Raw genomic sequence first — 21,858 nt, forward strand, 5'->3', positions numbered from 1 at the left:
ACTGGGTTGGCCATGTGGTCCACTCTAACGACTCTTGCCCCGGAGTGATGACCGGGACATGGCCACAAGGTGGACTGCAGGAGATGCCCGGCGGACGCATGCCTGATTTCGCATGGAACAGTGGCCCAATGCAGCGCAAAAATCTGCCAAGCTTAAGGAACTATGGCGCACGTATTGGACAGCTCTTCTGTTAACTTCACCATCGATCCGGTGGTGCTCGACCTCGGGCAGCGCTTTGTCGATGCCGGATTCGAGCTGTCCCTGGTGGGTGGACCTGTGCGCGACCTTTTTCTGGGGCGGACCTCCCCGGACCTCGATTTCACTACCGATGCCACGCCGGACCAGACCATCTCCGTCATCAAGAAATGGGCGGACAACTTCTGGGAAATCGGCCGTGCGTTCGGCACCATCGGGATGCGCAAGGACGGCTTCCAGATCGAGATCACCACGTACCGCGCCGAAGCCTACGATCCCGACTCCCGCAAACCCGTGGTGGCTTTCGGCAACTCCCTGACGGACGACCTCCTACGGCGGGACTTCACCATCAACGCCATGGCGTTGCGCCTGCCCAGCCTGGAACTCGTGGACCCCTTCGGCGGCGTGCGGGATCTCCACGCGTCCGAACTAGCGACTCCCGGGGCCCCGGAGGCTTCCTTCTCGGACGATCCTCTGCGGATGATGCGCGCAGCGCGTTTCGCGTCCCAGTTGGGCGTGTCGGTCCACGACGACGTCCGGCTCGCCATGTCCCAAATGGCCGACCGCATCAAGATCATCTCCGCCGAGCGTGTCCGCGACGAACTCGTCAAGCTTATTAACGGAACCCACCCGCGCGTCGGCATCGACCTGCTGGTGGACACGGGGCTCGCAGAGTTCGTGCTTCCTGAGGTGTCCGCCCTTCGGCTTGAATCCGATGAACACCACCGGCACAAGGACGTATACCAGCACTCCTTGCAGGTCCTCGAGCAGGCCGCCGCGCTGGAAACGGGCCCCGATGGTCCGGTTCCCGGCCCCGACTTCGTGCTGAGGTTCGCGGCGTTGATGCACGACGTCGGCAAGCCGGCTACGCGTCGTTTTGAACCGGGCGGCGCGGTCAGCTTCCGCCACCACGACGTCGTCGGTGCCAAGCTGACAGCCAAGCGGATGAGGTCCTTGCGGTTCGACAACGACTCCATCAAGGCTGTGTCCCGGCTGGTCGAGCTGCACATGAGGTTCTACGGCTACGGCGATGCCGGCTGGACCGATTCGGCCGTGCGCCGTTACGTGACCGACGCCGGTCCCCTGCTGGAACGCCTGCACCGGCTCACGCGTTCGGACGTCACAACGCGCAACCAGCGCAAGGCCGACCGCCTCTCCTTCGCCTACGATGACCTTGAGCACCGCATTGCGGCGCTGCTGGAACAGGAATCGCTGGCAGCTGTCCGGCCCGACCTCGACGGAGCGCAGATCATGGCCCTGCTGGGATTGAAGCCCGGACCCGTGGTCGGACGTGCCTACAAGTTCCTCCTTGAGGAGCGGATGGAACATGGTCCGCTGTCACCGGAGGAAGCTGAGCAGAAGCTGATGGCGTGGTGGGAAACGCAACCCGAGTCCGCCGTCGTCGAGCCTTCGACCGAAACTGAGGAGCCCTCATGAACGCTGTGACTTCCCCGCGTCCGCAACTTTGGATCCTGCGCCATGGGGAGACGGAGTGGTCCAAGAGCGGCCAATACACGGGCCTCACGGACCTTCCCCTCACGGTTGAAGGCGAGCAGCAGGCTGTGGAGGCCCGCAAGGTCCTCGAAGGTATCGACTTCGATCTGGTGTTGACCTCGCCTCTGAGGCGTGCACGCAGGACCGCGGAACTGGCTGGCTACCCGGAGGCTGTCCATGAGCCGCTGGCCGTGGAATGGAACTACGGCGACTACGAAGGCATCAGCTCCGACCTCATCCGCAAGGACAACCCGGACTACCTCATCTGGACCGACGGCGTGCCCAACGGGGAAACACTGGATGAGGTAGCTGCCCGTGCGGACAAGATCATCGGCCGCGTGCTGGAATCCGGCATGGACAATGTGCTTGTAGTGGCGCACGGACATTTCTCGCGGATTCTCACGGCACGCTGGTTGGAAATGGATGCACGCGAAGGCCGGCACTTCATCCTGGGGACCGCGAAGGTGTGCACACTGGGCTGGGACAAACGGACACCTGCAATTGTCCGTTGGGGCTTGTAAATCACTAATTTATAAAAACTTCTCGCGAATTAGCCAAATGTGCTGGTCAAATCCCTGCGTGATGGGGTAGCTTATATCTTGTTCCCAGAGCGACCCGCCGGGAACAAGGCGCGCATTCACCGGTTTGTCAGTCGGGAGAATGCCACAGCAGGCTGTAAAGGCCGGAAGGAGGTTGGGAAAAATGATTACTTTGACTAGCGGACGGAAGTTGACCGTCACTGCTACCCCGGCCTCTGCTGATGATCGACGCCATTTTAACTCTCTGACCCACTCCTGATTCACCGGCCCGGCCTATTGCCGGCGGTGTTCTTGACGGCCTTCCTTCTGTTGGATGGCTGAGTAGTCAGTTGCAGGCGCGGACCCACGCAGCATGCCGCGGGTGCGCAGTTTCCCCATAGTTCGGAACCAGCTTCTTGTTGGGTGAACTGCCGGAAGCACGCGCTACAGTGCACGCGATCCAGGGTTTTCCAGGTTCGGTCCGCTTAATTTCCTTATTTACCATTGGCAATTTGTACCTTCTTTTGGCTACGGGTCTTTTCATGAACTCAAAGGCCTTAATTGTTGTGCCCAAATTCGCCTGAAAACCTGTGAAAGGAGGTGAACCATGCGAAAACGCCCCGAAGAGATGCGCTTCTACAAGAGCAGCAATGCTCCCAAGGACCGCACACTGTTCAACGGACAGCTGCTCGACCAGCGCCGTGAAGATGTTTACGTTGTCCTGCACCAGATGGGACTCATCCGTTGATTCCCTGAGCCGGCCACGAAGGAGTTCAGATGCCACACATTCATGCTGAACCTCATGGAGCCCACGCGGCTACGCGTGGGCTCCCCCTTTTAACTGGGTGGTGTATGCGCCTGACTGTAAGCTCGGTTCATGCAGGAGACAATGCCGCACCGGCAACTGAAACGTGGCCGCTTTGTTGTTCCCAGCCGCAATGACTCTTTGCTTCGTAACTTCACGGAGCTCGTGGGTGGCCCCTTGGGCAAGCACTCGTCTCCCGGGGAAGTCTCCCCCCACCCGTTCACGGTTGAGCGGGTGCTCATCATCCTTACCGTCATAGCTGCGCTCTTGGCAGTGCTGGCAAAGGACTACTGCCGCGTCAACGGTTGGGAAACCCCCGGCCAGTTCTACGCCACCTGCTATTCCGACTTCCCCGAGCTGTTTAAGAACCGCGGCCTGGGCGATGGTGTGTTTCCGTTCTTCACCCCGGGCAGCCTGTTTGAGTACCCGGTCCTCATGGGGATTATCGCCGGGCTGACTGCGCTCATGGTTCCCGGCACCGGCGTGGGAAATGAGCGGATTCTGGGCTACTTCGACGTCAACGCCACCCTGATAGTAGCTGTCTGGATCGTCACGGTCCTGCTGACAGCCCGGATCAACAAACGTCGGCCTTGGGACGCCGCCATGGTGGCCGTGGCCCCAGGCATCATTCTGGCCGGCTTCATCAACTGGGACATGTGGGCAGTAGGCTTGCTGGCCCTGGGCCTGTACTTCTTCTCGCGCGACAAGTTGATCCTTGCCGGTGTGTGCATCGGACTTGGTACAGCCACCAAGCTCTACCCCATCTTGATCCTCGGCGCGGTCCTGGTGCTTGCCCTGCGAAGTGGAAAGCTGCGGGTCTTCTTCGTCACGGCCGGAGCGGCCGCGGCTTCGTGGTTGGCTGTGAACCTGCCCCTCGCGGCGTTGAATCCTTCGGGGTGGCGCTACTTCTTCGAATTTACGCAATCACGTCCCGCCGGTTACAGCTCGCCCTGGTTCGCTTACAACCTGGTGGCAGACCGGCTCCACTGGACACAGATGAACGCGGCAACCATCAACACGCTGGCGCTCTACCTGTTCATTGCTGCCTGCGCGCTCATCGGAGTCCTGGCTGTTTGCGCCCCGCGACGGCCGCGTCTCGCCCAGCTTGCCTTCCTCATCGTGGCCGCCTTCATTCTCACCAACAAGGTCTACTCCCCGCAGTTCGTCATCTGGCTGATCCCGCTCCTGGCCTTGGCGCGCCCGCGATGGCGCGACTTCCTCATCTGGCAAGCCGCCGAAGGGCTGCACTGGGCTGCCATCTGGATGTACCTCGGACAGGCCACCAGCGGCGGATCCGTCCAGCACAACATCGACATGTCCTACTACGTTCTGGCCGTGGGTCTTCACATGGTTGCCACTGCCTATTTGATGGCACGCGTGGTCCTGGATATATGGGACCCCGCCCAAGATCCCCTCCGGGCGGCAGGTCAGGACGACCCCCACGGCGGACCCTTTGACGGCGCACGGGACTGGTTCCGTATCGACCTTTTCCGTCCTTCGCGTTCCGTATTCCCTTGGGTAGCCGAGCGGGCCACAGCAGCCGCCGGAACTGCAGAAGCCCGGCGTTCGGAGGTAAAGAGCGATGGTTGATGTCGCCGTCGTCGGAGCCGGCCCGAATGGGCTCGCCGCGGCAGTGGTCATGGCCCGTGCCGGACTGGAGGTGAAGGTCTACGAGGCCGCTTCGGACATTGGCGGCGGATCGAGGACCAGCGAATTGCTGGAGCCCGGGTACCTGTACGACGTATGCTCTGCGGTGCATCCGATGGCCTTGGCCTCACCGTTCTTCCGTGCGTTCGAACTGTCCCGCCGCGTGGAGCTTCGCGTCCCCGAAGTCCAGCACGGCACTCCCCTGGACAGCGGCGGAGCTGCGTTGGCCTACCAGTCCCTGGAGCGGACCGTTGAGGAATTGGGAGTGGACGGTCCCGCTTATGGCCGGTTGCTGGGTCCCCTGCTGGCCCGAGTGGACGGCGTTGTGGAGTTCACGTCGAACCAACTGTTGCGCCTGCCGAGAGACCCCATTGCGGCAGTCTTGTTCGGGTTGGCCACACTCGACCAGGGCACTCCTTTTTGGGGCCGCCGATTCCGCGAGGATGCAGCTCCAGCTCTCCTCACGGGCGTGATGTCGCATGCGCTCGGCTCGCAACCATCGCTCAGTTCCACCGGCGCCGGGTTGTTGCTAAGTGTCCTTGCCCACGCGGGCGGTTGGCCCGTGCCCGTTGGCGGGTCGATCTCAATTGCGAGGGCCATGGCGGATGATCTGAGCGCGCACGGTGGGACCATCCAAGTGGGTGAACGGGTTGATTCGCTGGACCAGGTCCGTCCAGCGAAGGCCGTCCTGCTGGATGTGGCTCCGCCCACCTTGGCCCGCCTCGGTGGGGCCGAAATCCCTGACAAGTACAGGCGATCCCTTGAAACATTCCGCTTCGGGAATGCAGCCTGCAAGGTCGATTTCATCCTTTCCGGTCCAGTGCCCTGGCGGGACGCTGGCTTGGCCAAGGCCGGGACGGTGCACGTGGGCGGTTCGCGGAGGGCCATGGCCGAGTCGGAAAACCTCGTGGACATGGGCAAATACCCCTCTGAGCCCTATGTCCTGGTTTCCCAGCCGACAATGCTGGACCATTCCCGCGCGCCTCAAGGGCGGCACGTCCTGTGGACCTACTGCCACGTTCCGAAGAATTCCACGGTAGACATGTCCGAGGCCGTCACTGCCCGGATTGAACGGTACGCCCCGGGCTTCCGCGACGTTGTGGTGGCTTCAAAAACCACGACGGCGGCGGAACTGTCCGCGTACAACGAAAACTACGTGGGCGGAGACTTCAGCGCTGGGATGTTGGATCTGCGCGGCTTGGTACAGCGTCCCGTGGTGTCCAATGTCCCCTGGAGGACTCCCCTGCCCGGCGTCTACCTGTGTTCGTCGTCAACGCCGCCCGGACCCGGAGTTACAGGCATGCCCGGGTACCATGCCGCGAAACATGCCCTCAAGGACATATTCAAGGCAAAGGTACCCGGGCTTGGCCTGGGGCTTTAGCGTTGGCCAGTCTGACTTTGCGTTGGCCGCCGTCAGTTTGCCGCAGTGAAGCGGGCGCGGCGGTGGGCCGGGCTTTCGATCTCGTCCAGCATGGCTACCGCGTAGTCCTGCGTGGAGATGGTGCTGCCTGCCGGTGAATCCTTGGCAACGTTGTATGCACCGGTACGTTCGCCGGGCTGGATGACGGGCGCAGGCGCCAGAACGGTCCAGTCGAGGGATTCGGGAGTCTGCTTCACGGCTTCCAGTGCCTTGGCTGCAGTGGTGGCCTCGGCTTTGTAGGCCTCGGGGAAGTCCGGGGAGTCGAGGAGTCGGACGCCGTCGATTTCCAGGGTTCCGGCACCGCCCACGATCATCAGGCGCGTGCCTTCGGCGTTGCTGAAAGCGGTAGCCATGGCATCGAGCCATTCTGCATGGTCCCCGCCGGTGCGGCTGGGACCCGTAGCCAGCACGACGACGTCGTGGTCCTTTGCGACGGAAGCGAAGGTCTGAGCGTCGGCCTGGTCCGCAGCCTGGGCTGCGGCGCCGGGAACATCGGCGCCCTTGCGGGAGATGGCGGTGACCTCGTGGCCCCGGTTGATGGACTCGTTGACGATCTGGCTACCGACCATGCCCGTTGCGCCGTAGACTGCGATTTTCATTGCTCTCCTTGGGGTTGCTATCCTTGCAATGCAACAAAGGTATCCATTGGATACCGATAGCTTCAAAGGAACTCAGTTACCTCATGGATACTAAAGACCTCCCCGCCAACATCCTGGACCCCAACTGCCCGTCGCGCGTGATCTTCCAGCGCATCGGCGACAAGTGGGCCTCGCTGGTGATTCAGGTGCTTGGCGACGGGCCGGTCCGTTTCTCCGAGCTGCGCAAAATGGTCAATGTGGTGACTCCCAAAGTCCTCACCCAAACGCTGCGTACTTTGGAGCGCGATGGCCTCATCACAAGGACTGTCTTCGCACAGGTGCCGCCCCGCGTGGACTACCAGCTCACGCCCATGGGTGAGTCGCTGCTGCAACCTCTTTCCCTGCTGCGTGAATGGGCCGAGAGCCACGTCCCCACCATCATGGAGGCCCGGGATGCCTACGACGATGCGCAGGACCAAGCCCTCCTCGCCACACCCAACTAGGGGACAGCTCTTGCTCCAATGAGGCTCCGTAGCGACGTTTGCTGTCCCCTAGTTGGGCAGGGCCGACGGGACTGATGCGCGGCTGATCCGTCCGTCCCGCATGGTCGCGACTGCGTCCGTGAGGGGCAGGAACTCCGTGTCGTGGGTGACCATGACCGTCGCTGTCTGAAACTCGTCTGTCACCTGGCGAAGGAGCCGGACAATGGACTCGCTCCGTTCGTGATCCAGGGCGGCCGTGGGTTCATCCACCAGCAATACCGTCGGCTTGCCCATGAGGGCCCGGGCGATGTTCACGCGTTGCCGCTGCCCACCGGACAATTGGTGCGGCCGCTTATGCAGGGCCGCGGACAGCCCCACGACGTCGAGCAGCTGCTCCGCCTCGCGCCGGGCCTCCTTCGCGCGGTTGCCGCGCAGATGCTCGCGGACCATCAACTGTTCGACGGCGGTCAGTGACGGCAGCAGGTTGGGTTGCTGGAAGATGATGCCCACCTTGTCCCGGCGCAGGGCTGTGCGTTCGGCCTCCTTTAGGGCAGCGACATCCTGTCCATCGATGATGACCAGCCCGGCCGTGGGCTTGATGAGCGTGGCAGCGACGGCAAGCAGCGAGGATTTGCCGGAGCCGGAGGGGCCAACCAGTGAGAGGAATTCTCCGCGGGCAACGCCCAGGTCCACGGAGTCCAGCGCCTTGAGCGTGGAGCCGCCATCGGGGTATTCGAGGGAAACGTTGATAAGACCAAGTGCAGTGTTCATGGGATATGCCTTTCGAGGAATGTTTTAGTTGCCGCCGAGAGCCAGCAGTGGATCAACCGTGGCAACCTTGCGGACCGCCAGTACTGCTCCGCCCAGGCCAAGGATGACGATCCCGGCCACGGGCAGCAGAGTGGTAAGCGGCGTGACCAGGAACGGTGCCGCTTTGGCCGCAAGGACTCCCCCGGCCAGCCCCACTAGTCCCCCCAGCGCCGCGCCCGCGAGCAACACGAGTGCCGCCTGGGCCAAGGCATCCCGCAGGACGTAACCGGAGGACGCGCCCAAGGCTTTGAGAACGGCGATGTCGCGGGTTCGCTGAACCGTCCACACCGTAAGGAAGGCCAGGATCACCAAGGCCGAGATTCCATAGAGGAACGCCTGCATCAGGAGCAGGGAACCGTTCTCGCTCTTGTAGGACGCCAACGCCTGGAAGGAACCGGTGCGGTCCGTGCTGACTGTGCCGGCCGCAGCGTTGGCGGCGTCGACGTCGACGGAAGTCCCGGCGTCGTAAGTAATTGCGAGGACGGTGGCCGTACCCGGCGCGGCGTGGGCGACTGAACGCCACGTGTCCAGGGTGGTCCACACGACGCCGGTGTGCGAGTACCACTGGTCCTCCACAACATCTGCGACCGTCAGGTCAGTACCGCCCAGGCGGAGCCGGCTGCCCTTCGTCAGGCCGAGGTCCTTGGCCACTGTTGCGCCTACGACCACGGTTCCGTCCTCCACAGCCACTGGAGCGTTAGCTCCACCGAAGACCGCGACGTTGGCGGTGCCTTTCGGGGTGCCGCCGTCGCCCAGAGACTGGACACGGGATTGGCTGATGCCGAGGGCCTCCACCGAGCTCACGCCTGACTGCTCAAACCATGTCTGAAGCTGGGTGGCCGAGACTTCCGATTCCGTGTACGACGCTTTCGCTTCACCGCCCGCGGGCGCTCCGAAGGCGATCTGCTGTACGGGGAGGGCAGCAATGGCTGAGGTGGACTGGTTGCCCAATCCGGCAGTCAGCCCGGACAGCATGACGAGCAGCAACGTGATGAGTGCGACCACGCTGCCCATGAGGGCGAATCGGCCCTTGGCGAAGCGGATGTCGCGGATGGCGAGAAACATCGGATTCCTTCTGTTGAATTCGGGCTTGGTCCCGTGCTTCCAACTCTTCCGGCGAAGCGCCTCCCGGACATCGGGAGGCGGATGGATTCACTGGAGTCGAGTGGTTGAAAGGGGAATCAACCGAATGGTTGATTCGGGCCCTGCGACAGGGATTTCGGGCCTTTGGGCGGAGGGCCGGGGATACGCTGGAAGGCATGCAGTCCCCCACCGGTTCCGCCACGATCCTCCGCGTCCTGCGCGTGAGCCTGCACGTCGGTTTCGCGGTGCTGTTGCTGGTGGCGATCGTGCGGCTGCTGGCGGGCGCCGGCCCCACAGGTGCGCCTTCCCCGGTGGCCGTGACCGCCGGTTTGGGCCTTTCCGCATTGCTGGCCTTGGTGTACCTCGCAGGAACCGTGCTGGAGAAGCGGCACGCCAGCGATCCCTCCAGGTTCAACCCTGCGCCCTACGCGCTTTGGTGGCTGGCTGCCGTCATGGCGCTCTGGCTGCTGCTGCTCTTGGTCAGTGGTGACTTCGCCTGGGTGGCCTTTCCTCTGTTCTTCCTGCAGCTGCATCTGCTTCCGCGGCGCCTTGCACTGCCGGCCATCTCGGTGAGCACCGCCTTGTTGGTGGGTGCCCTGTGGTTCCACAGCAGGGGAACTGCCGACGGCGGATTGCAGCTCGCGATGGTGCTGGGACCCGTGTTCGGGGCGGCATTCGCGGTGGTCACCGGGCTCGCTTACCGCGCCCTGTTCCTGGAAGCCGAGAACCAGCGCCTGGTTGCAGAGGAACTGCGCCGTACGCGCGACGAACTCGCCAAAACACAGCACGACGCCGGCATGCTCGCCGAGCGCGAACGCCTCGCCCGCGAAATCCACGACACCTTGGCGCAAGGGTTTTCCAGCATCGTCCTCATGGGCCGGTCAGCGGAGAAAGCACTGGACAGCGGCGATGTGGAGACGGCGAAGGAGCGGCTCCGGATTGTCCAGGAGACGGCATCTGCCAACCTGTCGGAGGCCCGCAGTTTCGTACGGGGGCTGCGGTCGCCCGATCTTGAACAGTCCGGGCTTGTGGATACGTTGCGGCGGCTTTGTGAGAAGACCGAAACCGAGGCGGCCGCCCGTGGAACGGCGTTGCGATGCCGGTTTGAGGTAGTGGGCACCCCTGTGGAACTTCCGAACACTTACCAGACCACCCTGCTTCGGGCTGCCCAGGCCTCCCTCGCGAACGTGTGGGCGCACGCCAAGGCGCGTGCCGCCGTCGTGACCCTGTCTTTCCTTGGCACTGAGGTGACGTTGGACGTTTTCGATGACGGCGTCGGGTTTGAACCGACGACGGCGGACGGTCCAGCACGCGGCGACGGCACCGGCGTCGGGCTTCTGAGCCTGCGCGAACGACTGGCGGCACTGGATGGCACGCTGGACCTCGAGTCGGCGCCAGGTGAGGGGACGGTGGTGGCCATCCGCGTGCCGCTGCCGAGCGGGGAGGGGGCGGAATGAGCGACATTCGGGTTCTGCTGGTTGATGATCATCCGGTGGTCAGGGCTGGGCTGCGTGCCATGTTGGGCGATTTTCCAGGTGTGCTCGTGGTGGCTGAGGCTGCAGACGGTGACGCCGCGCTGGACGAGTTGAGCAGGCTCCATACGCTTGGGGAGCCCGTGGATCTGGTGCTGATGGATCTGCAGATGGGCGGTGGCATGGACGGAGTGACAGCAACTGAAAAAATCAAAGCCGGGGAGGCTGGAACTCCCCCGCCGCCGGTCCTGATTCTGACCACGTACGATACCGACGCCGACATCCTCGCCGCCGTGGAAGCTGGCGCCAGTGGGTACATGCTCAAGGATGCGCCCCCGGAACAGATCCGGCAGGCTGTCCTGTCCGCCGCTGCGGGCCAGACGGCTTTGGCGCCCGAAGTAGCGGCTAGATTGATGGGGCGGATCAGGAACCCTTCGCCGGTTCTCAGCGCCAGGGAAGTCCAGCTGTTGGAGCTGCTAGCCACGGGGATGAGCAACCGGGCCATGGCCAAGCAGCTCTTCATTTCCGAAGCCACCGTGAAGACACATCTGGTCCACATTTACTCCAAGCTCGGGGTGGACAACCGTACTGCGGCCATCGCTGCCGCAACCCAGCGCCGGATCATCCGCGGGCACTAGCGCCCGCACCCTGCTCACCCAAGTAGGGGACAGTAAACGTCCCAATGAGCCCCTTTTAGAGCGTTTGCTGTCCCCTAGTTGGGCGCCAATTTTGGTGAAACGGTTGACCTTTGACTTCCAAGCAGTGACGATTAGTGCACGTTTCGCTATGAGTTAGATCACAAACTGTCACTCTTCGAAAGTTGGCTCACATGTCCGCACCCTCCTTGGGTCTGCCCGGAGCTGCCCCCAACAGCTCCAGGCGCGCCAGAATAGGCTCGCTCACCAGGAAGGCAGCCTCACTCGGCCTCGCCTCGCTGCTCCTCGCAGGAACCATCCCGGCCCTCACCTTCGCCGCCGCTGCCAATGCCGCTCCCGGCGACCCCGCGGTCATCAAGGCCGTCACCCCGGAAGTACCCGTCGACGCTGCTGGAGTACCCCTCGGGGCGGTGACCGGCTTTACCCAGTCCGGCAGCGCCGTCGACCTCGCTACCGAAAAAGGCGCCATCCGCGTGACGTTCCTGGACGATGCCAACTTCCGGGTGGAAGCCGATCCCAGCGGAAAATTCACGGACCCGGCCAATAGGGATCAAGGCGACCCGGCCAGGACGGCCAACATCGTGGTGGGCAAGGACAGGTTCCCCGGCACCGCGCCCACAGTCACAGACGGCGAAACCCTTACGCTGAAAACCGCGAAGATCAGCCTGCAGATCAACAAGGCCACCACCCAGTTCCGCGTCGCCCGGACTGACGGCTCCGTGGTCCTGGAGGAGTCAACCCCCATCACCTTTGGCGCGAACTCGGCCACGCAACACCTCAAGCAGCACGACGGCGAGCAATTCATCGGCGGCGGCATGCAGAACGGCCGCTCCGTCCACACCGGCGCCCTGATCAACATCGCCAGGAACTTCGATTGGGACGACGACGGGTACCCCAATGCCGTGCCGTACTACATGTCCTCCCTGGGCTATGGCGTCCTGCGCAACACCTTCGCCCGCGGTTCCTACGACTTCAAGGACCAGCCGACTACTACGCATGAAGAAAAGCGCTTTGACGCCTACTACTTCGTGGGTGACTACAAGCAGTCCCTGGGGGCGTACACCACGCTGACCGGCAAACCGATGATGCCCCCGGTGTACGCCCTGGAATACGGTGATGCGGACTGCTACAACCGCTCAAACCCGGGCTACTCATCCTCCGGCTTCGGAGATCCGGATGGGGCCAAGCAGCGCACCCCGGACGCGATCAAGACCGCGCGGAAGTTCGTGGAGAACGACATGCCCGCCGGTTGGATGCTGGTCAACGACGGCTACGGCTGTGAGTACCAACAGCTCCCGGAAACCGTGAGCAACATTGAGGACGAAACCGATCTCAAAGTTGGCCTCTGGACGCAGCGTTCCCTGACCAACCAGGAATACGAAGTGGGCGAGGCCGGTGTCCGGCTTCGCAAGCTGGACGTCGCATGGGTCGGCCAAGGTTACCGCCAGGCGCTCACAGGTTGCGAGGCGGCGCACGGCGGCATCGAGCAGTACTCGAATGCCCGCGGCACCTCGCTGATGGTGGAAGGCTGGGCTGGCTCCCAGCGGTGCGGCATGCAGTGGACGGGCGACCATTCAGGAAATCTCGACGCCGTTCGCTGGCAGGTTTCGGCCCTCACCGGAGCCGGCAACTCGGGTCTGGCGTTCACCACGGGTGATGTCGACGGGATCTTTGGAGGGTCCCCGGAATCCTACGTCCGCGATCTCCAGTGGAAGGCCTTCGCTCCGGCCCTGTACTCCATGTCCGGCTGGGCTGCTACGGACAAGCGTCCATGGCTCTACGGTGACGAAGCTACGGCCATCAACCGCCACTACCTGCAACTGCGCCAGCAGCTTATGCCTTTCATCTATACGCTGGCGCAGGAAGCCTCCACGTCGGGCGTCTCGATGATGCGCTCCATGGCCCTTGAGTTCCCCGATCAGGAATGGTCCTACGGCGCCGAAGCCAACAACCAGTTCATGCTCGGCTCGGACTTCCTGGTGGCTCCCGTCTTTACCCAGACCGACGTCCGCAACGGCATTTTCCTCCCCGCCGGTCAGGAGTGGGTGGATTACTGGACCGGCAAGCTCTACCAGGGCGGCCAGATCCTCAACGGCTACAACGCACCCCTGGACAAGCTGCCGGTGTTCGTTCGCGCGGGTGCGGTGATTCCGCAAGGCATCGTGGCACGGAATGCGTCCTTGGTCCCGGAAGACTCCATGATCACCCTGGACGTCTACGCCAAGGGCCAAGACACCTTCACCCTCTATGAGGATGACAAGGTCACCCGCGAGTTCAAGGACGGCAAATCCTCAAGCCAGCTCTTCTCCGTTGACGCTCCCGGCACCGGCAACAGCAGCGTCAAAGTGTCCATCGGTGAAAGGAAGGGCGAGTACACGGGCAAGGCCGCAGCCCGCCCCTACGAGCTGAAGGTCCACGCCGGCGCCGCACCCAAGGACGTGAAGATTGGCGGTACCAAACTCGCCCAGTACGCCACCCGGGCTGACTACGCGGCTGCAACCACCGGCTGGTTCTTCGATGAGGCCAACAACGGCACCATTTGGGTGAAGACCGGATCGATCGCGTCCAACCAGTCCGCCACAGTCCAACTCCAGCAGGCCGGTCCGCTGGGCGGCAAGAGCCAGGAAGACACCGCGGCCGAGGTACGCGTAACCACCGGCCAGCAAGTCTTCCAGGATCAGGAAACAACGGTCACCGCGGCATTCGTGAACACCGGAACCAAAGCCAAGAGCAATGTGGTCCTCACACCGGTTCTTCCCGAGGGCTGGACGGTCGTCTCGTCCTCCGGCGCAACGGCGGCCAAGGTGGAAGGCGGAGCCACAACCAGTGCCACTTTCGTCATCAAACCCGGCTCCAGCGCGAAGGCGGGCCAGCAGACTGTGCGGGTGTCGGCGTCGTACAGTGCGTCCGGCTCGAACCAGTCGGTGACCGGCGGCAACCAGATCTACGTTGCCTACGGTTCACTTGCCGCGGCGTACAACACCGTTTCCGTCACCACGGTGGCGGGCAAGCCGCTTGGAAACTTCGACGGCGGAGGGGCTACCTTCGCTGCCGAGCAGTTGGCTGCCGCTACGGTACCGGCGGGCGGCGTCAGGCCGGGCAGCACAGTGACCGTCGACGCCGGGAAGCCAACGCAGGTCGATTACACGTGGCCGGCGGTGGGACCGGATGTCCCCAATTCCGTGGCACTGTCCGCGCAGACCATCGCAGTGAAGGGTAAGGGCACGCACCTGGCCGTGTTGGGTTCGGCTGCTGTTGGCAACGGCACAAGCCCAGTGCTGACGCTGACATATTCCGATGGAAGCATAGAGAAGCAGTCCATCTTCTTTCCCAACTGGTTGCAGCCCTCGGTCCTGAACGGCGCCACGCTCGCGGTGTCCGGGCAAGGCCGAAACAACGCCAACGGACCGTCCCCGGAATACACGCAATACAAGTACCAGGCGTTTTCGAACACGGTCCGGCTGAACCCCACCAAGGAATTGGCTTCGGTCACGCTGCCCACTGACACCCGGGTGAAGTTCTTCGACTGGAAAGTCACTTCGCAGCCGTTGCCGGATGTTCCGCACGGGACCGTTTATGCCTCGGAAACACCGTGGGTCCAGGCATTGAACGGCTACGGCGTGATTGGCAAGAACGTGGCCAACAAGGACTCGGCATCCTCCCCGGACAAGCCGTTGGCCATCAACTACACCGATCCTGCGACCGGCCAGCAGCCAGTTTTCGCCAAGGGACTCGGTGTCCACGCTGCCTCCAAAATCACGTACTACCTGGGCGGCAAGTGCACCTCGTTCACCTCACAAGTTGGCCTGGAGAGCGGCTTTGGCGGCAACATCATCTTCAAGGTCAACGCCGACGGCGTGAACAAGTACCAGTCGCGGACGTACACGCCGGGATTCGCTCCGGAGTCCGTGTCCGTTGACTTGACCGGTGCGGCATATGTGGAGTTGGTGGTGGATCCGTCCGGTTCCATCAATGGCGCACACGGTGTCTGGGGTGATGCGAAGTTCACCTGCGCGCCCTAAAGCGATTGTGACGACGGCCGCCGCTTGCCGCCTCCTTCCGGGGTGGCAGGCGGCGGCCGTCCGCTTTCCGGGCGCAACAAGAAACTGTCAGGGGAACCGGGCATAATGTGGCAAATGGGGAAAACACGTACTTTTGTTATTGGCCTGGCCGCTATCGTCATGGCAGGCTCACTGGCCGCTTGCGACGACGGCCGTTCCGGCGCGGAAGGTGCGGCCAAGCAGCTTGCATCCTCCCTGGCAGCGCTCGACGTCGGTCAGCTCGCCGTTGACGGCAAGGACGCTGCCGCGGCCAACGATGAACTGAAAGCCGTGTTTGAAGGCCTCGATGCGAAGCCCTCGGTTGAATCCGGTGAGGTGAAGCTCGACGGCGGCACCGCCACTTTCCCCCTTAAGTACAGCTGGAACATCGGGGCGGCCAAGTGGGAGTACAGCTCGCAGGCCACCTTGAAGAAGTCCGGCGATAAGTGGGCCGTGCAGTGGAGCCCGGCCTTGCTCGCCCCTGAACTTTCCGACGGCGAGACGCTCTCCGTCAAAACCGTTCCCGCCCAGCGCGGCCAGATCCTCGGCGCCGGCGATGCCCCGATAGTCGAGGACCGTCCGGTGTTCCGGGTGGGCATCGACAAGACCAAGGTTCCTGCAGAACAGGCCGACGCCTCCGCGCGTGCCATGGCCACCCTGCTTGGACTGGACGTCGAAGAATACGCCAAGCAGGTGGCCGCTTCCGGCGCGCAGGCGTTTGTGGAAGGCCTGGTTCTCCGCGCCTATACGCCGGAGATTACCGAGGCAAAGATTGAGGCCATACCCGGCGGTTCGAGCATCCTGGACTCCATGGCCCTCGCACCAACACGGACCTTTGCGCGGGCGCTCCTCGGAAGCGTCGGGCAGGCCAGTGCCGAGCAGATCGAGAAGTCCAACGGCGCACTCCGCGCCGGTGACACCACTGGAACGGGCGGCTTGCAGCAGAAGTACGACAACCTCCTGCGCGGCAAAGACGGTGTAGAGGTCATTGCCAGCGCCAAGGCCAAGACCGAAGGCGAGACGCCAGGGACCAAGGTGTTCTTCTCATCCCTCCCAGCAGCCGGCACCACCCTCAAAACCACTCTCGACCTGAAACTGCAGCAGCTGGCCGAGGAGACACTGGCCGGAGTGGGACCGGCATCGGCCATCGTCGCACTGAGGCCCTCCACGGGTGCTGTTCTTGCCGCCGCGTCCGGGCCCGGCAGCAACGGCTACAACACGGCAATGCTGGGACAATACGCTCCGGGTTCCACCTTCAAAATGGTCGATTCCCTGGCAATGTTCCGGAACGGGGCCACTCCCGACACGAAGGTCGAGTGCCCACCCACGGTGACCGTTGACGGACGTACCTTCAAGAACGCCGAGGGCTACCCCGAGAGTTCGCTGGGATCCGTGGCCCTGCGGGATGCCTTTGCGCACTCCTGCAACACGGCATTCATTAATGCCCGCGACACCGTCAGCCAGGACCAGTTGGAGTCGGCGGCCCAAGCCCTCGGTGTAGCCGTCGAGGCTCCCAAACTGGGTGCAGATGCCTTCCTTGGCTCCGTCCCCGGTGCTGCCGAGGGCACAGAACACGCCGCCTCCATGATTGGCCAGGGCAAAGTGCTCTTCTCCCCGCTCTCGGCCGCCGTCATGGCAGCGTCCGTTGCCAACGGTGCCCCTGTTTCGCCCCAGCTTGTCCTCAACGCGGACGCAGTGCCGGCTACGGCATCCGGCGGCGCAACCCCAAGTGCAACGCCCACCAACAGTGGCTCCGCCACGCCGTCGTCGGACTCTTCCACGGCCAGTGCACTCCCCGCTTCGCCGGCCTCAACCAAACCGATCACCAAGGCAGAGGCCGCCTCGCTGGCCGACATGATGCGGGCGGTAGTGACGTCCGGACATGCCGGATTCCTGGCCTCGGTGCCGGGCGCCCCAGTCGGTGCGAAGACTGGAACGGCTGAATTCGGCAACGACAACCCGCCCAAGACCCATGCGTGGATTGTGGCCACTCACGGCGATTTGGCGGTCGCAGTGTTCGTTGAAGACGGCGGATTGGGCGCCACCACCAGTGGCCCGCTGTTGAAATCGTTCCTTACTGCAGCAGGCTGACCCGGCTCTGCCCGGCTCCAGCCCTGACCGGGCGTCGCTGCTCAAGCCGACTGCCGCCGTCGGGCGTTAATTGCTTGGCGTGGGAGGATTGAAACGTGGCCCATATTGACGTTTCCGGCATCGACTACTTCCTCTCCGACGGCACCCAGCTGCTCAACGGCGTGACCTTCAAGGTCCCCGACGGCACAAAGACGGCGCTGATCGGACCCAACGGAACCGGCAAGACCACCCTCTTCAAGATCATTGCCGGAGATCTCACCCCTGATGAAGGCGCCGTCGGCCGCTCGGGGAACATGGGCATCATGAGGCAGTTCGTCGGGCAGGTCCGCGACGAATCGACCGTCCGCGACCTCCTTGTCTCCACGGCGCAGGCCGGACTCGCGGCAGCTGCCAAGGCCGTGGAAGAAGCCGAACTGGCCATGATGGAGCACGACGACGAGCCCACGCAGATGAAGTATGCGCAGGCCATCGTGGACTGGGGCGATGCCGGTGGGTACGACGTCGAGACCGTGTGGGACGAGGTCTGCATGGCAGCGCTCGGCATCTCCTTCGACAAGGCGCAGTTCCGCCGTGCTTCCACCCTGTCCGGTGGCGAGCAGAAGCGCCTGGTGCTGGAAGCGCTCTTCGCTGGTCCGGATGAGCTGCTGCTGCTGGATGAACCGGATAACTACCTCGATGTCCCGGGCAAGCGCTGGCTCGAATCCAAGCTCAACGAGTCCAAGAAGACCGTTCTGTTCATCAGCCACGACCGGGAGCTCCTCAACAACGCGGCCGGCCGCATCGTGACTCTTGAGCCGGGAATCAACGGTGCCGGCGCGTGGATCCACGGTGGCGGTTTTGGCTCCTATGTGGAAGCCCGGGCCGACCGGAACGCGCGGTTCGAAGAGCTTCGCAAACGTTGGGACGAGGAGCACATCAAGCTCAAAGAACTCGTCAACATGTACAAGAACAAGGCCGCCTTCCGTTCCGACATGGCCAACCGCTACCAGGCAGCCCAGACCCGTCTGGCCAAATTCCTGGAGGCCGGGCCGCCCGAGGCGCTGCCCATCGAGCAGAACGTGAAGATGCGCCTTAAGGGTGGCAGGACCGCCAAGCGTGCCGTGGTGGCCGAAAAGCTGGAGCTTACGGGTCTCATGAAGCCTTTCTCCACCGAGATCTGGTTCGGGGACCGCGTGGGCGTGCTGGGTTCCAACGGTTCCGGCAAGAGCCACTTCCTGCGTCTGCTCGCCACCGGCGGCACCGACCCGGAGCGCGAGCACCTGCCGGTGTCCGACGTCGTTATCGCTGAAGTTCCGCACGAGGGGACGGTGAAGCTGGGTGCCCGCATCAGGCCCGGGTTCTTCGCGCAGACCCACGTCCGTCCCGACCTCCTGGGCCGCACGCTGTTGGAGATCCTCCACCGCGGCGACGAACACCGCTCAGGTCTTCCGCGGGAGGCCGCTGCCGGAGCCCTGGATTCCTATGGTCTGGCGGGGCAATCGGAGCAGAAATACGAGTCCTTGTCCGGTGGCCAGCAAGCCCGGTTCCAGATCCTGCTGCTCCAGCTTTCAGGTGCCACGCTTCTGCTGCTCGATGAGCCTACCGACAACCTGGATCTCCATTCGGGCGAGGCCTTGGAGCGGGCCATCGATGCTTTCGAGGGCACGGTCTTGGCCGTCACGCACGACCGCTGGTTCGCCAAGTCCTTCGACCGCTTCCTGATCTTTGGTTCCGACGGCAAGGTCTACGAATCCGAAGAGCCGGTGTGGGACGAGAAGCGCGTGGAGCGAGCCCGGTAACCCGGACGCTCGTTCACATCCCCCACGTTTGGGCCGGACGCTCGCTCACCGCCAGAGTGGAAACCGTCGCGCAATGCAGGAGCGTTCGCGGGAAGGCAGGGGGATGCGAGACAGGGTGGGTGCGCATTTGATCACACACGATGATTAAATGATCACAATCCTGCTACGGTAGAACCATGGGAACTACTGACCGCCACCGGCTTATCGGCGAGTTGCTGCGCGGGCAAGAAGAAGTAACTGTTGACCAATTGGTCTCCGCGACCGGGGCTTCAGGCGCCACTATCCGCCGGGACCTTGAGATCCTCGCGTCCAATGGAGTGCTCAAGCGCGTGCACGGAGGTGCGCGCAGTCTCCTGGCCCGCGGCGAGAATCCGGGGTATGGGCAACGAGAACTCGAAGACCATGAGGCCAAGAAGCGCATCGCCGCGGCCATCGACAGACTGATCCAGGACCGCGAACACGTCTGGCTGGACAGCGGGTCAACAGCAACGGAGATCGCACGCCGGCTCAGCAACCGCGAGCTGACCCTGATGCCCATGTCCCTCCACAGCGTCGAGGCGCTGACACAAAACAAGGACGGCCGCGCCCCGGAACTCATCCTCCCCGGCGGCACGCTCACCGCAGGTGAGCAGTCATTCAGGGGACCCATGGCGGAAGCCAACGTTCGCTCCCTGAGGTTCGACACCGCCGTCGTGACCCCCTGTGCGCTCAACCTGAAGGACGGAATCCTTGCCCACGACCTCGACGACGCCGCTATTAAGCGCGCCGGTCTCGAGTCCGCCGCGCGGGTGATCGTGGCGGCCTCCGGCAGCAAATGGGGTGGCAATGCGAGGGCCCTGGTTGCCGCCATGGAGTTCGTGGACGTCATCGTGACAGACCGCGTACCATCCCCCGAAGACTTTGCCCGACTCAACAAACTCTCTGTGGAAGTTGTGATTGCATGACCACCAATACCAGAAGCACCAACGTCAACGCCGCAGCCGTGGCGACGTTCCTGATCTTCGGCATGAACGGCTTGGTCTTCGCCAGCTGGGCGGCCCGAATCCCCGCGGTCACCGAGGCACTCAGCCTGACATCGGGGCAGATGGGCACGCTTCTGCTCTGCACGGCAGTTGGATCGTTGTTGGCGCTGCCGTCGGCAGGCTGGGTGGTGGGCAGGATCGGCACTGCGAACACTGTCCGCGTTGCCGGCATCGTGGCGGGTGCGGCCGGTGCGGCCATTGCCTTTTCCCTCATCGCCGCGTCGGTACCTGCGACGGCGATTGCACTGTTCTTCTTCGGCATCGGCATCGGTCTCTGGGACGTCGCCCAGAACATCGAAGGCGCCGACGTCGAACACCGGCTTGAGCGGACCATCATGCCGCAATTCCACGCCGCTTTCAGCGGTGGTGCCTTCCTGGGTGCACTCATTGGTGCCGGGCTCTCCCAACTGGGGGTGGGTCTGCCTGAGCACTTGCTGGTTATCGCCGCGATCGCCGTCACCCTCGCGCTGACTGTCCCCAGGTTCTTCCTCCCGCACGAGGCAGTGGAAATTCACGACGGCGCCCCGGCTCCCAAGGGCACGACGGCGTGGCGGGACGGCAGGACGCTGCTCATCGGCGTCGTCGTCTTGGGTGCGACCCTCACCGAAGGTGCGGGCAATGACTGGATTGCCAAGGCGGCCGTGGATGGATTGGGTTCCTCGGAATCCACTGGTGCGTTGCTTTTCGCCCTCTTTGTCCTCGCGATGACCGTCATGCGCTTCCTGGGCGGCAAGGCGATCGACAAGTTCGGCCGGGTGGCAGTTCTTCGCGCCAGCATGGCAGCAGCGGCGGTAGGCCTGGCACTGTTCGTCTTCGCCGGCAACGTGATCCTCGCCGGAGTTGGGGCAGCGCTGTGGGGCGTTGGCGCGGCGCTGGCCTTCCCCATGGGCATGTCAGCAGCCGCCGATGATCCCCAGCATGCCGCAGCACGGGTTTCGGTAGTCTCCACAATCGGATACGTCGCGTTCCTTGCGGGCCCGCCGTTGTTGGGCTACCTCGGTGATCAAACCGGGATCCACCTGGCACTGCTGGCCATTGGGGCACCTATCTTGATCGCTCTCCTGCTTGCCGGCGTCGCGAAGCCCCTGCCCGCCAAGTAGTCCTGCTGCGGGCGGATGCATTCTCGTGAACGCATATATTCCGAAAGCGCCACCACATCAAGAGCGCAATACCCGCCGAGAGACATGCCCCGCCCAGCACATCGCTCAACCAGTGGGCAGACAGGTAAGTCCGGCTGATCATCATCGCCAGGACTCCGAAAGCCGCCAACGCAGTCATCCACCAGCGCCCCACCAGCAGGGCCAACACCACCAACAACGCGGTAGTGGCGGATACATGCCCAGACGGGTATGAACCGGTGTCCGTGAGGACTTTCGCGCCTTCTGGACGTGCCCTGCCTACCACTGCTTTGGCCAGCTGCGTAAGGGCCAAGGCGGTGACACCGGTTGCTCCCACGAATGTTGCCGTTACGGGCCGCTTCGAGATCAGCAGTGCGATGGCCAGCAGCCCGTGGCACACGAGCATTCCCACGTAGCCCACCAGGTTCAGGACTGCGTTCACACCATCCCAAAAAGGCGTGTGCAAGGTAAACGCGAAAGCCTGCCACCACGTGTCAGCGCTGTTGAAGGCGGGCTCTCCTTGCCCGAGCAGCAGCATGGCAGCCGGGACCAGGAAGCCGCACAAGAGCAGTACCCCTGGGACGAGGAGCTGCCAGTCCGTCTGCGGCCGTGGGGTCAGGACGCGAATCATCAATTCATCGTAGCCATG

Annotated in this window: 17 protein-coding genes; 13 read left to right on the forward strand and 4 right to left on the reverse strand. The window is 63.4% G+C overall.

The features are described from left to right. Positions 1-162: 162 nt before the first annotated feature. The 5 genes from ACFVSI_RS03975 to ACFVSI_RS03995 all read left to right on the forward strand — a co-directional run bounded on the left by ACFVSI_RS03975 (position 163) and on the right by ACFVSI_RS03995 (position 6,040). Positions 163-1,632 carry a CCA tRNA nucleotidyltransferase gene (locus ACFVSI_RS03975; RefSeq protein ID WP_387819983.1) on the forward strand — a complete coding sequence of 490 codons (1,470 nt, stop codon included), beginning with the start codon at positions 163-165 and terminating at the stop codon, positions 1,630-1,632. Next, entirely contained in the window at positions 1,629-2,210 is a 582-nt protein-coding gene (locus ACFVSI_RS03980) for a histidine phosphatase family protein (RefSeq protein WP_387819985.1), read from the forward strand. Before ACFVSI_RS03975 ends, ACFVSI_RS03980 begins: the two co-directional genes overlap by 4 nt. A 604-nt stretch (positions 2,211-2,814) precedes the next feature. Further along, a complete protein-coding gene (locus tag ACFVSI_RS03985; RefSeq protein WP_363932317.1) occupies positions 2,815-2,955 on the forward strand; it encodes a hypothetical protein in 141 nt (46 codons plus the stop codon). A gap of 129 nt (positions 2,956-3,084) precedes the next feature. Next, entirely contained in the window at positions 3,085-4,602 is a 1,518-nt protein-coding gene (locus ACFVSI_RS03990; RefSeq protein WP_387819987.1) for a glycosyltransferase family 87 protein, read from the forward strand. After that, positions 4,595-6,040: a phytoene desaturase family protein gene (locus tag ACFVSI_RS03995; RefSeq protein ID WP_387819988.1), complete on the forward strand. Its 1,446-nt coding sequence runs from the start codon at positions 4,595-4,597 to the stop codon at positions 6,038-6,040. The genes ACFVSI_RS03990 and ACFVSI_RS03995 overlap by 8 nt, the downstream gene beginning before the upstream one ends. Positions 6,041-6,072: 32 nt before the next feature. On the opposite strand, the gene ACFVSI_RS04000 is transcribed toward ACFVSI_RS03995, so the two are convergent. Next, positions 6,073-6,678: an NAD(P)-dependent oxidoreductase gene (locus tag ACFVSI_RS04000; RefSeq protein WP_262276670.1), complete on the reverse strand. Its 606-nt coding sequence runs from the start codon at positions 6,676-6,678 to the stop codon at positions 6,073-6,075. Between the two features lie 83 nt (positions 6,679-6,761). Here ACFVSI_RS04000 and ACFVSI_RS04005 point away from each other — a divergent pair, with 83 nt between their 5' ends. Beyond that, positions 6,762-7,160, forward strand: a complete 399-nt coding sequence (locus ACFVSI_RS04005; protein WP_274258735.1) for a helix-turn-helix domain-containing protein — start codon at positions 6,762-6,764, stop codon at positions 7,158-7,160. Between the two features lie 48 nt (positions 7,161-7,208). Here ACFVSI_RS04005 and ACFVSI_RS04010 read toward each other — a convergent pair whose 3' ends face one another. After that, positions 7,209-7,910, reverse strand: a complete 702-nt coding sequence (locus ACFVSI_RS04010; protein WP_387819990.1) for an ABC transporter ATP-binding protein — start codon at positions 7,908-7,910, stop codon at positions 7,209-7,211. A 24-nt stretch (positions 7,911-7,934) separates the two neighbouring features. Beyond that, positions 7,935-9,014 (reverse strand): ABC transporter permease, encoded by a 1,080-nt coding sequence (locus ACFVSI_RS04015; RefSeq protein ID WP_387819992.1) that lies wholly within the window; start codon positions 9,012-9,014, stop codon positions 7,935-7,937. A gap of 194 nt (positions 9,015-9,208) precedes the next feature. On the opposite strand from ACFVSI_RS04015, the gene ACFVSI_RS04020 reads away from it, so the two are divergent. From ACFVSI_RS04020 to ACFVSI_RS04050, 7 genes are all read left to right on the forward strand, one after another. Next, positions 9,209-10,489, forward strand: coding sequence for a sensor histidine kinase (locus ACFVSI_RS04020; RefSeq protein ID WP_387819994.1), 1,281 nt, complete (start codon positions 9,209-9,211; stop codon positions 10,487-10,489). Further along, a complete protein-coding gene (locus tag ACFVSI_RS04025; protein ID WP_387819995.1) occupies positions 10,486-11,142 on the forward strand; it encodes a response regulator in 657 nt (218 codons plus the stop codon). Before ACFVSI_RS04020 ends, ACFVSI_RS04025 begins: the two co-directional genes overlap by 4 nt. A 191-nt stretch (positions 11,143-11,333) precedes the next feature. Then, complete coding sequence (locus ACFVSI_RS04030; RefSeq protein ID WP_387819997.1) at positions 11,334-15,182, forward strand: NPCBM/NEW2 domain-containing protein; 3,849 nt, start codon at positions 11,334-11,336, stop codon at positions 15,180-15,182. 114 nt (positions 15,183-15,296) lie between these two features. After that, positions 15,297-17,291, forward strand: a complete 1,995-nt coding sequence (locus ACFVSI_RS04035) for a penicillin-binding transpeptidase domain-containing protein (protein WP_387819999.1) — start codon at positions 15,297-15,299, stop codon at positions 17,289-17,291. A 95-nt stretch (positions 17,292-17,386) separates the two neighbouring features. Beyond that, complete coding sequence (locus tag ACFVSI_RS04040; protein WP_274258723.1) at positions 17,387-19,069, forward strand: ABC-F family ATP-binding cassette domain-containing protein; 1,683 nt, start codon at positions 17,387-17,389, stop codon at positions 19,067-19,069. Positions 19,070-19,245: 176 nt separating this feature from the next. Continuing rightward, positions 19,246-20,013, forward strand: coding sequence for a DeoR/GlpR family DNA-binding transcription regulator (locus ACFVSI_RS04045; RefSeq protein WP_387820001.1), 768 nt, complete (start codon positions 19,246-19,248; stop codon positions 20,011-20,013). Next, positions 20,010-21,191, forward strand: a complete 1,182-nt coding sequence (locus tag ACFVSI_RS04050; protein ID WP_387820003.1) for an MFS transporter — start codon at positions 20,010-20,012, stop codon at positions 21,189-21,191. Before ACFVSI_RS04045 ends, ACFVSI_RS04050 begins: the two co-directional genes overlap by 4 nt. On the opposite strand, the gene ACFVSI_RS04055 is transcribed toward ACFVSI_RS04050, so the two are convergent. Next, complete coding sequence (locus ACFVSI_RS04055; protein ID WP_387820004.1) at positions 21,136-21,840, reverse strand: phosphatase PAP2 family protein; 705 nt, start codon at positions 21,838-21,840, stop codon at positions 21,136-21,138. The genes ACFVSI_RS04050 and ACFVSI_RS04055 overlap by 56 nt on opposite strands. Between the last annotated feature and the right edge of the window lie 18 nt (positions 21,841-21,858).

The sequence above is a fragment of the Paenarthrobacter sp. NPDC057981 genome (assembly GCF_042886835.1).
Classification (GTDB): domain Bacteria; phylum Actinomycetota; class Actinomycetes; order Actinomycetales; family Micrococcaceae; genus Arthrobacter.

Excerpts from the sequence above, each read along its gene's own strand:
- ACFVSI_RS03975 (WP_387819983.1), top strand. The coding sequence starts at position 163 with ATGGCGCACGTATTGGACAGCTCTTCTGTTAACTTCACCATCGATCCG.
- ACFVSI_RS03980 (WP_387819985.1), top strand. The coding sequence starts at position 1,629 with ATGAACGCTGTGACTTCCCCGCGTCCGCAACTTTGGATCCTGCGCCAT.
- ACFVSI_RS03985 (WP_363932317.1), top strand. The coding sequence starts at position 2,815 with ATGCGAAAACGCCCCGAAGAGATGCGCTTCTACAAGAGCAGCAATGCT.
- ACFVSI_RS03990 (WP_387819987.1), top strand. The coding sequence starts at position 3,085 with ATGCAGGAGACAATGCCGCACCGGCAACTGAAACGTGGCCGCTTTGTT.
- ACFVSI_RS03995 (WP_387819988.1), top strand. The coding sequence starts at position 4,595 with ATGGTTGATGTCGCCGTCGTCGGAGCCGGCCCGAATGGGCTCGCCGCG.
- ACFVSI_RS04000 (WP_262276670.1), bottom strand. The coding sequence starts at position 6,678 with ATGAAAATCGCAGTCTACGGCGCAACGGGCATGGTCGGTAGCCAGATC.
- ACFVSI_RS04005 (WP_274258735.1), top strand. The coding sequence starts at position 6,762 with ATGGATACTAAAGACCTCCCCGCCAACATCCTGGACCCCAACTGCCCG.
- ACFVSI_RS04010 (WP_387819990.1), bottom strand. The coding sequence starts at position 7,910 with ATGAACACTGCACTTGGTCTTATCAACGTTTCCCTCGAATACCCCGAT.
- ACFVSI_RS04015 (WP_387819992.1), bottom strand. The coding sequence starts at position 9,014 with ATGTTTCTCGCCATCCGCGACATCCGCTTCGCCAAGGGCCGATTCGCC.
- ACFVSI_RS04020 (WP_387819994.1), top strand. The coding sequence starts at position 9,209 with ATGCAGTCCCCCACCGGTTCCGCCACGATCCTCCGCGTCCTGCGCGTG.
- ACFVSI_RS04025 (WP_387819995.1), top strand. The coding sequence starts at position 10,486 with ATGAGCGACATTCGGGTTCTGCTGGTTGATGATCATCCGGTGGTCAGG.
- ACFVSI_RS04030 (WP_387819997.1), top strand. The coding sequence starts at position 11,334 with ATGTCCGCACCCTCCTTGGGTCTGCCCGGAGCTGCCCCCAACAGCTCC.
- ACFVSI_RS04035 (WP_387819999.1), top strand. The coding sequence starts at position 15,297 with ATGGGGAAAACACGTACTTTTGTTATTGGCCTGGCCGCTATCGTCATG.
- ACFVSI_RS04045 (WP_387820001.1), top strand. The coding sequence starts at position 19,246 with ATGGGAACTACTGACCGCCACCGGCTTATCGGCGAGTTGCTGCGCGGG.
- ACFVSI_RS04050 (WP_387820003.1), top strand. The coding sequence starts at position 20,010 with ATGACCACCAATACCAGAAGCACCAACGTCAACGCCGCAGCCGTGGCG.
- ACFVSI_RS04055 (WP_387820004.1), bottom strand. The coding sequence starts at position 21,840 with ATGATTCGCGTCCTGACCCCACGGCCGCAGACGGACTGGCAGCTCCTC.